The sequence below is a fragment of the Sphingomonas sp. GW821-FHT02B09 genome, assembly GCF_059421875.1.
Map to the genome: position 1 here is coordinate 17886 of NZ_JBWKVV010000005.1, position 14292 is coordinate 32177.

The following is a 14292-nucleotide window of genomic DNA, read 5'->3' on the forward strand; positions in this document are numbered from 1 at the left end:
TTCCGACCCATAGTAAGTCATTCAGGACAACTTTTCTGCTCCCTGAAAGCCGCCGTCCGGCCGCGCGGTTGGCTGCGGCTCAGCTGAACGAGCCGGGCACCGGCTCCTGCGTAGCGACACCGTTAACGCACAGGTTAGCGTGTCGCAGATGTGCGTTGAAAGTCGCGTAATTCCGCGACTGACATTCGCGACAGCTACGCCGTCAGCCGACCACGCTTGAGCTGGTGTAGCGAAACTCAGGATATTCGCGACAATCCTCCCACTAACCCATGACGATCATCTCGGTCGCGATCAGCGCGAGCAGGACCATGACGAGCTGGCGGAAGCGCTCAACGGGCAGACGCTTGATGAGCAAGCACCCCGCCCAGGTGCCAACGATCATCGCCAGCCCCATCGCGATCGCCAGCGGCCAGAAGGTTGGTCCAAGGTCGATCGTCGCGCCGTAAACAATTGTCTTGGCACTGTGCATCACGATCGAGGCGACCGCGTCACTCGCGACATAGGCAAGCGGTGGCAAACCGAGGCTCAGGAACACCGCTGCGCCGAGCGGCCCGGCGCTCCCGACTAGCCCGGACAACAGGCCGGTCACACCGCCCCCGATCACCAGCACGCGGCGCGAGGGTTTAAACGCGATCATGCCCGTGGCCTTCAGGATGACGAACAGCAGGATCGCCACGCCCACGATCCGCGCAACGAGCGCCGTCGGTAGCGACGCGAACGACAATGCGCCCAGCATCGAGAACGGTATGGCAGCGGAGAGGAACAGCAACACGGGCCGCCAACGGATTGGCGCCAGCCCAGCCCATCCCGGCCGGCGCACCGTTGCCGATGATCTGGACGATCGTCAGCAGCGTCACCGCTTCGGTCACGCCGACGACTTAAATCAGCAGCGGCAGCAACAGCAGTGCCCCGCCAAACCCGGCCGAACCCGAGATTGCAGCAGCCGCAAATGCACCGACGATCAGCAGCCCATATTCGATCATTGGTGTCATCGGTCGAACCGCGGCATGACCGACCAGTGTTCCAGCTGCTTGTAGACGATCACCTTGTCGCCGAGCAGGTCGCCATGTCGCCGGCAGAACCGGTCGAGCTGGTCGCGTTCGCCGACGAGTTCGACGCAGATCGTCAGATGGGGATCGGCCGCCTCCGATCCGTTCTCGCGGATCTGGCCGTGGTTGCTGAACCCATAGTGCGTGTGTTGCGCGACGGCATTGATGATGCCGTCTGGATTAGCTCGCGATAGAGCGGCTTGGCAGCCCACAGCGTACGCAGGCTGCGCTCACCAATTCGGTCGGACGGTTTCATGTAGATACGCAGCATGCCGATTTCGCGATGCTGGACGGTGAAACGATTGGGCATGGACAAACCCTCGATTGGTGGGGGGATCAGGAGCGTGGGCTTCGCGAGGCGCGGTGTGCCCGCGCCTCGCGAAGCGTCGCGTTCGGGGTGAGGCCGGTCGCCGGCACCTTCGGCACCGCGACGCGCTGCGACAGGTAGATGCCGTTATGACCGGAGCAGAGGTAGGCGACGAAGCAGGCCACCGCGATCGGCACCGCATAGGCAGCGCCGAACAGTTCGATGCCCATGAAGGTGCAGGCGAGCGGGGTGTTGGCCGCGCCCGCGAACAGCGCGACGAAGCCGAGCGCGGCGAATACGCTGGTGGGCACGCCGAACATGGGGGCGAGTGCGTTGCCGAGCGCCGCGCCGATGAAGAACAGCGGTGTCACCTCGCCACCCTTGAAGCCGGCGCTGAGCGTGACGACGGTGAACAGCAGCTTGATCGCCCAGCTCCACGGATGCGTGTCCGGTCCGAAGAAGCTGGCGATGGTGAGGCTGTCGGGCGTCGCTGCCAACGTGCCGAGTCCGAGATAGTCGCGCGTTCCGAACAGGTAGACGAGCGCGATGACCGCGATGCCGCCAATGGCGGGGCGTAACGGGCCATAGGAGACGATGCGCTTGAGCCACCCGCCGAGCGTGTGATTGGCTTCGGCGAAGGCGAGACCGACCAGCCCGAACGCAACCCCGGCGACGCCCGCCTTGGTGACGAGCAGCGCATCGACCGGCACCAGCGCATCGATCCGGTAGACGCCGTGATGGATGCCCCAGGCAAGGCACGTCCAGTCGCCGACCAGTGCCGCGACCAGGCACGGCACCAGCGCGCGATATTCGACACGCCCGATCGCCAACACCTCCAGTGCGAACACCGCCCCTGCGATGGGCGTGCCGAACACCGCGCCGAACCCGGCCGCAATGCCCCCCATCAGCAGGATGCGGGTGCCGTCAGCATCGAGCTTGAGCGCGCGACCGAAACCGCTGGCGAGACTGCCGCCCAACTGGACGGCGGTGCCTTCGCGCCCGGCCGAACCGCCAAACAGATGGGTCACCACCGTGCCGAAGAAGATCAGCGGTGCCATCCGCAGTGGCACCCCCCCGCCCGGTTCGTGGATCTGCTCGACAATAAGGTTGTTGCCGCCCTCCACCGAGCGGCCGGTCAGATGGTAAAGCAGTCCGACCACGAACCCGCCGATCGGCAGCAGGTAGAGCAGCCAGGGAAAGGCAAAGCGAAGCCGGGTCACGGCATCGAGGCTCCACAAGAAAGCCGCGCAGAGCGTTCCCACCATTGCGGCCATCGGGACCAGGATCAAGGCCCATCGCAGCACCGACATGGCATGGGTGCGGCGATCGCGAATGAACGCTGCCATGTTGAACTGGTCGTAGAGATTGCGAAATGTCGCGCGCACGATTCCTCCTTGCTGCCTTGCGGCGCCTGGTAGGAATCATCGACCCTTGCGAGGGCGGTTCGGCCGAATGGCCCGGCGGAAATCCATCGCCGTGCCGAGCATATGCTGTCCGACGGCGACCTGGTCAACCATCGGCAGGGTCACGATGAGACCATTGTTTTGCTGAGGATCAATAATTGGCTCAACCATGGAATAAATCTCGACGGGCGTCGTCTACGCTTTCGAGACTGATGCGCCGGAGGCTTATGCGTAGACGAAATTGGATGCTGGGTCTGACTGCTTCGGCCATGCTCACCGGCGCAGTCGCGGCCGCCCCCGCCGATGGCTACGCCAGCATGGTATCTGCCGCGATGGACCGGATGATGGCGGGCATGATGGTCAAGCCGTCCGGCGACGTCGACCGCGACTTCGTCGCAATGATGCTTCCGCATCACCAGGGCGCCATTGATATGGCGGTGGCAGAGCTGCGCTACGGTCATAACGAGCAGCTCAAGCGCATTGCGCAGGAGATCATCATCGATCAGCAGCAGGAGATCGCCGCCATGAAGTTGGCGATTGGTCAGCCGCTACCCCCTTCGACGCCAGCCCCGACGCAGGGCGGCGACTACCACAGCCATATGGAGCACTGACATGATCCGGACCTTCCTGCGCTCGGCCGCCTTGCTGATGAGCGCCGCACCGGGCATTGCCATGGCCCAGCAGGCGCCGTGGAACGCCAAGGACGTGCCTGTCAGCCACCGCGACCGCGTCTATGCATCCGAACAATTCTCCAACACGGTGTCGGTGACGGACCCGGCCGACAACAGGTTGCTCGGCGTCATCAAGCTCGGCGATCCGCAGCCGATGAATTTTTCCCCGCTCTACAAGGGGCAGGTGCTGGTTCACGGCCTCGGCTTCTCGCCGGACGGGAAAACACTGGCGGTCGTGTCGATCGGATCCAACGCCGTGTCGTGGATCGACACCGCCACCAACACCGTCAAGCACACGACCTATGTCGGGCGCAGCCCGCATGAGGCGTTCTTCACGCCGGACGGCAAGGAGGTGTGGGTTACGGTACGCGGCGAGGATTACATCGCCGTGCTCGACCCCAAGACGTACAAGGAGACCGGTCGCATCAAGACGCCCGGTGGTCCGGGCATGACGATCTTCTCTCCCGATGGCCGATACGGCTATGTCTGTTCCTCGTTCAATCCGGTGCTGGCCGTGTTCGATGTCTCGACCCACGCGCAGGTCGGACAGGTGGCGCAGCCGAGTCCGTTCTGTCCCAACATCGCCGCGACGCCGGACGGCAAGCAGGTGTGGTTCACGCTGAAGGACATCGGCAAGACGGTCGCATTCGATGCCAAGCCGCCTTTCGCGATCCTCAAGGTGCTGGATACCGGACCGATCACCAATCACGTCAACTTCGCCCGCACGGTCAGGGGACAGTTCGCCTATGTCACGGTAGGCGGGGAAAACGCGGTGAAGGTGTTCCGCACGTCCGACTTCGCGCTTGTCGCCACCATCCCGGTCGGCAAGATGCCGCACGGTGTCTGGCCATCGGGCGACGGCCGGCGCATCTATGTCGGGCTGGAGAATGCTGATGAACTTGCCGCGATCGACACCGCCGGCAACAAGGTCGTTGCCACCGTGCCGGTCGGACAGGCACCGCAGGCGATCGCCTATGTGCCGAACGCTATTCCGACAGGCCTCGGCACCGACAATCTTCAACCGCTCGGTACGGCAGGCAAGGCGGTGCATCTGAACATGGGGCCGGTTCGCGGCAATGGTGCTGCAAGCAGCATTACCCTCTTCGACCAGGGCATCATTCAGGTCGTGCAGAGTGCCGTTACCGGTTTGCAGCCCAAGAAGCCTTACATGCTCGTGCTCACCGCCAACGCGGACGGCAGCGGTGCGGTAGAGCCGCTTGCGAACTTCATGAGCAATCCGGCAGGTGCGGCGATCGTCAACGCGTCGGGTCCGATCCGGCAGATCGTTCAAGGCAGCACCGCGGCACCCCGGCGTTTTCTGGCGGTCGCCGAGGTGGTGAACGGCGCTCCGGGCCGCATCGTGCAGGTGCAGCGCGACTGAGATGGACCCGCTTGCCGCCGCGATCGAGCCACTGATCCCCGGTCTGCGCCGCTATGCCCGGTCGTGGTTGCGCGATCCGGCGATGGCGGATGACGTGGTGCAGGATTGCCTTGAGCGCGCGGTCGGGCGCTGGCGCCAGCGACGGGGTGCGGAGGTTCGCCCATGGGTCTACGCGATCCTGCACAATCTGTTGGTCGACCATCAGCGGCAGCACAGTCGGCGAGGTACGGCGGTTCCGCTCCACCTCGTCGACGACGCTGCGCTCGGCCGCCCGGCCGATCAGGACGTAGGCCTGCACCACCGAGACCTGTTGCGCGCACTTGATGCGTTGCCCGAGGAGCAGCGGACGGTGCTGCTCCTCATTTCCGTCGAAGGTCTGTCATATGGGGAAGTCGCTGCCGTCGTCGGCGTGCCGCTGGGAACGGTGATGTCGCGCATATCGCGGGCGCGCGACCGTCTGGCGACGCTCCTCCGCGAGGGTGAACGGCCACGATTAAGGAGTATTCGATGACCAGCCCGATCGGAGAGGACGATCTGGCCGCGTGGATCGATGGAAGGCTGTCGCCCGAGCGGCAGCGTCTGGTCGACGCTTACCTTGAAGGCCAGCCGGACGTGCATGCCCGTTTGCGGGAGCAGGCGGAGCAGGCGCGAGCCCTTGCGTCCCTGTTCGCTCCCATCGCGGAGGAACCGATCCCGGCGACGATGCGCGTCGCAGCCATCAGGGGACGGCAACGCCAACCGCCTTGGCAACTCGCCATCGCCGCGTCGCTTCTGCTGGCGGTCGGATTTGGCGGTGGTTGGTCGAGCGCGCGGTGGAGCGGCGAACCCCACGCGGGCATCGCGGCGCTGGCCAATGAGGCGAGCGACAATTTCCGTGTCTATGCCGCCGACCGGATTCGACCGGCGGAAATCGGCCCCGACCAGCGCGCCATGCTGATCCGATGGACCTCCAGCCGATTGGGTGAGCGCGTGACCATCCCGGACCTCAGCACAGCGGGTTACCGCTATGGCGGGGGGCGATTGGTCGCGACGCCCCACGGCCCTGCAGCGCTGCTCCTCTATGATGGACCGCAAGCGTCGAAGCTTGCGGTGCTGACGAGGCCCATGCAAATCGACAAGAGCGCAAGCATGACCAGCACGTCCAGCGGGACCATGGGCCGGGTCACATGGGCGGTCGACGGGATCGGCTATAGTGTGGTGGGGGAGCGCCCCGCTGCCGAGCTGCATCCGATCGCCAACGAGGTCCAGCGCCAGGCCGATGCGGCGCTTGTGTCCTGATAGCACCTGGCCAGTTCTCAGCGCCGACAGGCACTGGGCGGACCAGCGGGATCACGGCTTGCGCGCGGCATCGTTCCGGTCGGCCTCTGCCGGAGTCAGCCTGGCCCGTTCGCGAATGCGACGTTCGAGTGGAGCGCCGACGAACAGTACGAGCATCGCAAGGCTCAACCCGCCGATGATGAGCGGCCACACCGCCAACCCTGCTGCCGCGCCGATCGTGGCTGTTACCCAGATGCATGCGGCAGTCGCCAATCCATGCACTTCCTGACCCTGGCCGACCCGCAGCACAGCGCCGGCACCGATGAAGCCGACGCCGGACAGAATGCCCTGCATCGCCCGTCCTGCGGCATCGGCGTTCACATTCGGCAAGCCACTGTGTACGATCGCCTGCACGGCGATGCAGCTCGCCAGACCGACGAGGCCCAGCGTCCGCAAGCCCATGATCTGCCGGTTCTCGCGCGAGCGTTCCCAGCCGAGCACCATCCCAGCCGCGGTCGCCACCACCAGCCGCCCGATCGCATCGATCCAAAAGCCGAGATCCGGTGCCGCTGACGCTTCGATCATTCGACCAGCACGTGCACATGATGCCAGGCGGTGCACAGATAGCCAGCGAAGTTCCACATCGTATCCGGCCGCTCGGGCTGACCCTGTCCAGTGTCGTCGAAGGCGCGCACGACAAGGTGCTGGCGCCCCTTGTCGAGCGTGGCGTCGAGGGTCCAGCGCCGCCAACCCCAGTGCGCCTCCGGATCATCGGTGAACGTCGCCTGTTGCCAGTCGCGACCACCGTTTACCGACACTTCGACCCGAGAGACGCGGCGATCATAGGCGATGGCATAGCCCTCGATCCGCACCTCCCCGGCCGGCAAGCTTTCGCCAGAGCCGGGCACGCAGATCGCGGCGTTGAGCGGCATGGCATTGATGGTCAGACCCTGGCTCCAGTCGACGGTGTCGCTCGTCACATCGGCAGGAAAGAGCTTGTAGTCGTGCGCCTGGATCGGTGCGTCGGATGGCGTCTCGCGCACCTCGATCCGTGTCAGCCATTTGGCGCTCCGCACCCCGGCATAGCCCGGCACCACCATGCGGATCGGTGCGCCGTGTTCGGGCGTCAGCGGCTCGCCGTTCATCGCCCAGGCAATGAGGACGTCGGGTTGCCGCGCCTTGTCCATGGCGATCGAGACCCCGAACAATGCTTCCTCGCCTTCGACGTCCACCTCGTCCGCTCCGGTGAACGCCACGAACAGGTCGGACGCATCCGGCGCACCGACGGCATCCAGTACGTCGGACAGTCGTACGCCGGTCCACTCCGCATTGCCGATCGCGCCCACGTCCCACGGGTCGCCGGACGTTTTTGCGAACTGCTGAAGATCCGTGCGCCGGTTGCCGGCGCACTGGAGAACTGCCGTCACCGTCCGCGTGGCCAACGCGCTCTTCAACTCCTCCACCGAGAAGGAGCGTCTTTCCATGCTCATCCCGCTGACCTCGATCCGGTGATCGGCAGGCAGATCAGGCACCGCACCATGGCTGCGCACGTAGAACAGCGCCTGCGGCGTCAGGAACCGCTCGATCAGCGCGCCGGGCGTCGGCTCGGCGTTGTAGGGCTCGGATTTGCGCTCGATCATATCAGTCATGGACGAACCAACGCCGCAAGCGCGCGGATCGCTTCAAATCTTCAAGACTATCGCAGACGAAGGATTACCGATCGTTCCGATATCCAGATTGAAATAAACGGATCAAACGGTTGGTCGTATCGATAAGATTGCGCGATATAAGCTGCATGACCCTGGAGCAACTCAGAATATTCGTCGGTGTCGCCGAGCGCGAACACGTCACCAAGGCAGCGGAGGTGCTGAACGTCACGCAGTCCGCTGCCTCCGGCGCGGTCGCGGCCCTCGAAGCGCGCTACGGGGTTCCTCTGTTTCACCGTGTCGGGCGTGGCATCCAGCTGACCGAAGCAGGCCGCGGCTTTCTGGAGGAAGCGCGCGCAGTGCTGGGGCGGGCAGCGCATGCCGAGACGATGCTGGCGGACTATGCCGGGCTTGCCCGTGGTTCGTTGCGGATCGTCGCAAGCCAGACGATCGCGAGCTACTGGTTGCCGGCAAAGCTCGCCTCCTTCTACGAACGCCACCCGCAGATCGCGGTCGAACTGGCGATCGACAACACCGAAGGTGCAGCAGCGCAGATCCTGAGCGGCGCGGCGGAGCTCGGTTTCGTCGAGGGCGAGGTGGACGAACCGGCGCTCGCCCTCTGGAATGTCGGGCGTGACCCGATGGTGCTGGTCGGCCATGAGGACGCCGGGCGCGTCGACGAGGACTGGCTTCGCGCTGCACGCTGGATCGTCCGCGAGCAGGGTTCGGGCACGCGCTCGACCTTCGAGGACGTGCTGCGAACGCGCGGGTTTGATCCGGCCCAGCTGACAGTAGCGATGACGCTGCCGTCCAACGAGGCGGTGCGTACCGCGGTCGAGGCCGGTGCCGGCGTCGCTGTGTTGTCGCGATTGGTCGTCGCACGCGCGCTCAAGGCCGGCGATCTGGTCGAGTTGCCGCTTGGGTTACCCGATCGCGCCTTCCACGCGCTGCGCCACAAGGAACGCTATCGCACCCGCGCGGCCGACGCGCTGACGGACCTCATCAAGGAGCAGGTCGCATGACTGCCGACTCACCTTCGGCCCTGACCGGCCTCAAGCCGCTAAGCAGGCTCGATCACCCGCGCGAGATGATCCGCCAGTTCACACCCAACTGGTTCGCCGCGACGATGGGCACCGGCATCCTCGCTCTCGCGCTGCCGCAGGTGCCCAATATCGGCCCCGCGCTCAAACCGATTGGCGAGGTGTTGTGGTTCTTCAACATCGCGCTCTTCATCCTGTTCGCCGGTCTCTATGGCGCGCGCTGGGCGATGTTCGGGCATGAGGCACGGCGCATCTTCGGCCACAACACCGTGTCAATGTTCATCGGGACCATTCCGATGGGCTTGGCGACGATCATCAACGGATGCCTCGCCTTCGGGATCGCGCGGTTCGGTAACGGCATCGTGCCGGTCGCACACGTCCTGTGGTGGATCGACGTCGCCATGTCGCTCGCCTGCGGCGTGTTGATCCCCTACCTGATGTTTACCCGCCACGAGCACAGCCTGGACGGCATGACTGCGGTATGGCTGCTGCCGGTCGTCGCAGCGGAAGTGGCGGGTGCCAGCGGCGGGCTGCTCGCGCCGCATCTGACCGATCCTCACGCGCAGATCGTGACGCTCGCCACTTCCTACGTGCTGTGGGCCTATTCGGTGCCGGTCGCGTTTGGCATCCTCGCTATCCTGATCCTGCGCATGGCGCTCCACAAGCTCCCGCACGAGAGCATGGCGGCATCCTCTTGGCTTGCGCTGGGGCCGATCGGCACCGGGGCGCTGGGTATGCTGGTGCTTGGGGCGGATGCGCCGGCGATCCTCGCGGCGCATGGGCTGGTCGGTGTCGGTACCGTCGCGCAAGGGATCGGCGTCGTCGCCGGGCTCTGTCTGTGGGGTTTCGGCCTGTGGTGGCTGGCGCTCGCGACGCTCATCACCATCCGCTACTGGCGCGCCGGCGTCCCATTCAACCTTGGCTGGTGGGGCTATACCTTCCCGCTCGGCGTCTACACCGTCGCCACCTTCCGCCTCGGTACGACGCTGAACCTAGGCTTCTTCGGTATTGTCGGCACAGTGCTGACGGTCGCGCTCGCGGCGATGTGGCTGCTGGTCGGTGCCAAGACACTCGCCGGAGCATGGCGCGGCAACCTGTTCGTCTCGCCCTGCATCGCTACCCCGAACTGATACACCCTGATGATCGGATCAATCGGTCCGATCACTTGCAGAACGCCGCTTCGAACCGCCAGCGTGGCTGGCCACAGGAGAGCCTTGTCATGGACAATTTTGACGCCGCGCTGGCGAGTGAAACCAGCCGTCGCCGCTTTCTCAGGCGTACGGCGCTCGGCACCGCCGGCCTTGCCGCAGCACCTGCGCTGGCGCAGCAGCTCGTCGACCTGAAGCTGCCTGGCGGCAATGCCGATCGGCCGATGACCAGCGCCTTTCCTGGCAAGGGCAGCATGATCCTCCAACGCATCCATCCTCCGCTGTTGGAGACGCCGATGGACGTGTTCGACAAGTCGGTGTTCACGCCCAACGACCAGTTCTTCGTTCGCTGGCACTGGGCCGACATTCCAACCTCGATCGACGTCGAGAGCTTCCGCCTCAACGTCTTCGGCCACGTCAACCGACCGCTGTCGATTAGCCTCGCCCAACTGCTGCGCCTGCCGCGGGTCGAGATGGCGGCGGTCAACCAGTGTTCGGGCAACAGCCGTGGGCTGTTCCAGCCCCGGGTCGCCGGCGCGCAATGGGGCAACGGCGCGATGGGCAATGCCAAATGGCTCGGCGTGCGCCTGCGCGACGTGCTGGACCTCGCGGGGGTCAAGGCAGGCGCGGTACAGGTGCGCTTTGGCGCGCTCGATCAGCCGGTTGTGGCGGACGCCCCTGACTTCGAGAAGGCGCTCGACATCGACCATGCCCGCGACGGCGAAGTGATGATCGCCTTCGGCATGAACGGCGAGCAGCTGCCGCTCCTCAACGGCTTTCCCTGCCGGCTGATCGTCCCGGGCTGGTATTCGACCTACTGGGTCAAGATGCTGAACGCGATCGAGGTACTGCCCGGCCTTGACGACCAGTATTGGATGGCCAAGGCCTACAAGATACCGGCGACACCCGGCGCGAATGTCGCGCCCGGTGCCAAGGACTTCCCGACCGTGCCGATCAATCGCATGATCCCGCGCAGCTGGATGACCAGCCTGCCCGATGGCCAGGCGATCGCCTATGAGGCGTCGATCCCGGTCGGCGGCATCGCGATGGGCGGCGATTGCGGCGTCGCCAAGGTCGATGTCTCGTCGGATGGTGGGCGCACTTGGTACAAGACGACGCTCGGAGTGGACGAGGGCAGGTACAGCTTCCGTCGGTGGGATGGTCGCGTGCCGCTGAGACGCGGTCCCAACCCGATCATGGTGCGCTGCTGGAACACCAATGGGGTCGCCCAGCCGATGAAGCCGATCTGGAACCCGGGCGGGTTCATGCGCGGCAACATCGAAACCACCACCATCATCGCGGCCTGAGGAGCGAGTAGCATGAAGACCCCGTCTACCGGCATCATGGCCGCTGGCCTGATCGGCCTGACCGGTATTATCCTCGTCTCGATCGGGGCGCCGAGCAGCCGCAAGGCGCCTGCCCCGATCTCCGAGACATCCGAGCCGGCACCGCCCACCAGCGTCTCAGCCCGCGGCTTTTCGCTCGCCTCGACCAGCGTCGACCTGCCGGTCGATGACGTTACCTACCCCGATGGTCCGCACGCCGACGTCATCAACGCCAACTGCACTTCGTGCCACTCGGCCAGCATGGCGCTGACCCAGCCTGCGCTATCGGCGGATCAGTGGAAGGCGACCGTCACCAAGATGCGCGAAGTGTACAAGGCTCCGGTGGCCGAGAAGGACGTCAACGCGATCGTCGCCTATCTCATCGCTATGCCGAGCCACAAGGCGGCACCCGCGACAGGCAAGGCACAGGATCCCGACCCCAAGGCGGCTCCCGATGCCTCAGGTGGAACAGGCTAACCGATCTCCTTCCATAATCCCGAAATACCATCGAGAATGTTGAAAAATGGCTGCTTGCGATGGTGACGAGGGCGTGATTCACTCCTGCAAGGCGGCAGGGGGTCACGGACATGATGGGTCGGCAGGTGGCACAGGGCGCACTGTTCTACGGGTTCCAGCTCGACGACCATGTGCCGGCCGGCCACCTGCTCCGACGCATCGACGGGCTGCTCGACTTCGGCTTCGTGCGCGAGGCGCTGGCGGCGAGCTATAGCACGAGCGGGCGGCCCTCGATCGATCCGGAACTGATGCTCAGGATGCTGTTGATCGGCTACCTGTTCGGCATTCGCTCGGAACGCCGCCTGTGCGAGGAGGTGCACCTCAATCTCGCCTATCGTTGGTTCTGCCGGCTCGATCTGGCTGACCGGGTACCCGACCATTCGACTTTCTCCAAGAACCGGCACGGCCGCTTCCGCGCCTGCGACCTACATCGTCTGCTGTTCGAGCAGGTAGTCGCGCGGTGCGCCGCGGCCGGACTGGTAGCGGGGCGCGACTTGGCGGTGGACGGCAGCACGATCATGGCCGACGCCAGTCGCGAGAAGAGGCTGAAGGGGGCCGACGCCGCAGACGAGCTCCGTGCCGGGGAAAGCATATCGCGACCCGTCGCCGAATATCTGGCGGCGCTCGATGCCGCGTTGCCGCCAAATCCCGATGAACCTGTGTCCGTCGATCCGACCAGCATCTCGCCGACCGACCCGCAGGCGGCGCTCACCTGCAAGCACGGACCGGCGCGCTACGCATACGCCATCAACCCCCTGCTCGACCTCGACACCGACTGCATCCTCGACGTGGAGGCGACGCCTGCCCGCTTCGCAGCCGAGGTGGCGGCGACCCGGACACTGGTGTCACGCGCCGGCATCAGGCTGGGCATCGAACCCGCCAGTCTCTCGGCCGACAAGGCGTATGGTAGCGGTCCGCTGCTCGGCTGGCTGATCGATCGGAACATCACGCCATACATCCCGATCATCGACCGGACCCGCCAGCGGGACGCCTTCTTCACCCGGGATGCCTTCCGCTACGACTGGGAAGCGGATGCCTACCGCTGTCCGGCGGACAAGCTGCTCGGCTATTGCGGCATCAACCGGGCCAAGCAGGTGCGAGTCTACCGAAGCCGGCCGGCCGATTGCGCCGCCTGCGAGCTGAAGCCGCGATGCACCATCGGTCCGAAGCGGGGTGTCACTCGGCTGGTCAACGAGGAAGCCCGCGATACCGTGCGCGCCCTTGCCGGCACCGACGCCTATGTGCACGCACGGCGTCGAAGACAGCGGATCGAGCGCGTGTTCGGCCACCTGAAACGCAACCTGGGGCTACGAACGCTCAAGCTGCGGGGCCTGTCAGGAGCGGCCGAGGAGTTCACCATGGCCGCCGCGGCATACAACCTTCAGCTGCTCGCCCGGCAGGCCGCGCCGGCCTGATACGCGGCGCATCTTCCGGTGTCCGGCGTCACCAGCCATCCGCCACGCCGATTTGGCGCAGGCCTTTTTCAACGGTCTCGAGGGGTTGTGACGCTCAGGCTGGCCGCTTGTCCGAGCAGAAAGGTAGACCTTTCTGCCATCAGACTTACATGATTTATGGTTTTGCGCCCTTTTGGATTAAACCGGTGGCTTCGGCACTCGCCGCTGCGGACGTTGCCTCCGCGGAAACGATGTCTTCCGCCAGCAGCATCAATTCGTGCGTAGTCGACGAACCGACATCGGCGACCTCGCTCAGCGCGAGACCCGATTGGCGGCGGATCGCGACATTCCAATCGGCACGGACCGACGCCCAATAACCTTTGGTCTTTGCCCAATAATCATCTGCGACCTTGATCGGAAAGTCCGTGGCAGGGACGTAGGTATTGACGACATATTCGTGGACGAACGTCGCTGAGCGACCGTCCTTCGTACCGATCTTTGCGTTGTCCTGTTCATGCACCCATCCGACAGGCGTCAGCACATGACGGTTCGTTCCAATATAATGGTCGTAGGGCGGATGCCGGGTAGCATCGCGGCGCGCAAGCGGCCGGCGAGTTTCGTCGCTGGTCCAGCGCGTGGCGCCATCATCGTAGCGCCAGCGGCCGATACCGCCGTAGCGCGGGGAATCATCGGTCTGCCACACTGTCTGCGACCAGGCGCCGCGTCGCTCCGCCTCCGGCACAGTGCGCAAAGTCCAGCGGCCAGGACCGACGTAGACCAGCACGGTGGACGGCTGCCAAGTCCAGTCCTGTCGCCAGTGCTTGACGACCATCGTCTTGCCGTTGCCGTCGTCTACGACCAGCAAGTGCTGGAGGACGATATGATCCGGCGTATCGACGATTGCACGCACCACCTCGTGCCCGCCGCTGACCTTAGCCGGATAGGGCGTGTAACCGGCAACCAGCGACGTCGTCTCACGCATGTCGAAGGTAACCTTGAAGGTTCCAGCCATTGTCAGGATGGCGGCATGGTCACGGGCTCGGTCTCCATATTGCGCCATGGCGGCCGGGGACGAAGCAGTCTGCGCGAGAACAGGCGGCACCGTCAGCGTGGCGAGGCCTACTCCGACGAACATGATATACGAACGGTTCATGG

At 65.0% G+C, this 14292-nt stretch carries 15 protein-coding genes and 1 riboswitch; of the genes, 9 read left to right on the plus strand and 6 right to left on the minus strand.

From position 1 onward, the window contains the following. Positions 1–262: 262 nt before the first annotated feature. The 3 genes from AC07U4_RS18195 to AC07U4_RS18205 form a co-directional block, all read right to left on the minus strand. Positions 263–772 (minus strand): sulfite exporter TauE/SafE family protein, encoded by a 510-nt coding sequence (locus AC07U4_RS18195; protein WP_197977994.1) that lies wholly within the window; start codon positions 770–772, stop codon positions 263–265. Positions 773–988: 216 nt separating this feature from the next. Further along, complete coding sequence (locus tag AC07U4_RS18200; protein WP_235513449.1) at positions 989–1261, minus strand: putative PII-like signaling protein; 273 nt, start codon at positions 1259–1261, stop codon at positions 989–991. 124 nt (positions 1262–1385) lie between these two features. After that, on the minus strand, positions 1386–2741 hold the full coding sequence (locus AC07U4_RS18205; RefSeq protein ID WP_055817299.1) for a voltage-gated chloride channel family protein: 1356 nt from the start codon (positions 2739–2741) through the stop codon (positions 1386–1388). A 23-nt stretch (positions 2742–2764) separates the two neighbouring features. Continuing rightward, positions 2765–2841, minus strand: a riboswitch (Fluoride riboswitch). Positions 2842–3004: 163 nt separating this feature from the next. Here AC07U4_RS18205 and AC07U4_RS18210 point away from each other — a divergent pair. From AC07U4_RS18210 to AC07U4_RS18225, 4 genes are read left to right on the plus strand one after another with little or no spacing between them, the layout of a single operon-like run. Further along, positions 3005–3370 carry a DUF305 domain-containing protein gene (locus AC07U4_RS18210; protein WP_235528336.1) on the plus strand — a complete coding sequence of 122 codons (366 nt, stop codon included), beginning with the start codon at positions 3005–3007 and terminating at the stop codon, positions 3368–3370. A 37-nt stretch (positions 3371–3407) separates the two neighbouring features. Continuing rightward, on the plus strand, positions 3408–4811 hold the full coding sequence (locus AC07U4_RS18215) for a YncE family protein (protein ID WP_354302106.1): 1404 nt from the start codon (positions 3408–3410) through the stop codon (positions 4809–4811). A 1-nt stretch (position 4812) separates the two neighbouring features. Further along, complete coding sequence (locus AC07U4_RS18220; protein ID WP_055817293.1) at positions 4813–5322, plus strand: RNA polymerase sigma factor; 510 nt, start codon at positions 4813–4815, stop codon at positions 5320–5322. Further along, complete coding sequence (locus AC07U4_RS18225) at positions 5319–6089, plus strand: anti-sigma factor family protein (protein WP_055817290.1); 771 nt, start codon at positions 5319–5321, stop codon at positions 6087–6089. Before AC07U4_RS18220 ends, AC07U4_RS18225 begins: the two co-directional genes overlap by 4 nt. A gap of 51 nt (positions 6090–6140) precedes the next feature. Here AC07U4_RS18225 and AC07U4_RS18230 read toward each other — a convergent pair whose 3' ends face one another. Beyond that, positions 6141–6653 (minus strand): MgtC/SapB family protein, encoded by a 513-nt coding sequence (locus tag AC07U4_RS18230; RefSeq protein WP_056626649.1) that lies wholly within the window; start codon positions 6651–6653, stop codon positions 6141–6143. Beyond that, a complete protein-coding gene (locus AC07U4_RS18235) occupies positions 6650–7717 on the minus strand; it encodes a sulfite oxidase (RefSeq protein WP_055817283.1) in 1068 nt (355 codons plus the stop codon). Before AC07U4_RS18235 ends, AC07U4_RS18230 begins: the two co-directional genes overlap by 4 nt. Before the next feature lie 146 nt (positions 7718–7863). Here AC07U4_RS18235 and AC07U4_RS18240 point away from each other — a divergent pair, with 146 nt between their 5' ends. The 5 genes from AC07U4_RS18240 to AC07U4_RS18260 all read left to right on the plus strand — a co-directional run bounded on the left by AC07U4_RS18240 (position 7864) and on the right by AC07U4_RS18260 (position 13158). Beyond that, positions 7864–8736, plus strand: coding sequence for a LysR family transcriptional regulator (locus AC07U4_RS18240; protein WP_056626652.1), 873 nt, complete (start codon positions 7864–7866; stop codon positions 8734–8736). Continuing rightward, positions 8733–9884: a TDT family transporter gene (locus AC07U4_RS18245; RefSeq protein ID WP_495196395.1), complete on the plus strand. Its 1152-nt coding sequence runs from the start codon at positions 8733–8735 to the stop codon at positions 9882–9884. Before AC07U4_RS18240 ends, AC07U4_RS18245 begins: the two co-directional genes overlap by 4 nt. Positions 9885–9973: 89 nt before the next feature. Continuing rightward, positions 9974–11209, plus strand: coding sequence for a molybdopterin-dependent oxidoreductase (locus AC07U4_RS18250; protein WP_495196396.1), 1236 nt, complete (start codon positions 9974–9976; stop codon positions 11207–11209). A 12-nt stretch (positions 11210–11221) separates the two neighbouring features. Next, positions 11222–11704, plus strand: coding sequence for a c-type cytochrome (locus AC07U4_RS18255; protein ID WP_055817270.1), 483 nt, complete (start codon positions 11222–11224; stop codon positions 11702–11704). 110 nt (positions 11705–11814) lie between these two features. Then, positions 11815–13158 (plus strand): transposase, encoded by a 1344-nt coding sequence (locus AC07U4_RS18260; RefSeq protein WP_495196397.1) that lies wholly within the window; start codon positions 11815–11817, stop codon positions 13156–13158. 154 nt (positions 13159–13312) lie between these two features. Here the strand turns inward: AC07U4_RS18260 and AC07U4_RS18265 are convergent, their stop codons facing one another. After that, entirely contained in the window at positions 13313–14290 is a 978-nt protein-coding gene (locus AC07U4_RS18265; RefSeq protein ID WP_495196398.1) for a DUF6607 family protein, read from the minus strand. Positions 14291–14292 lie beyond the last annotated feature (2 nt).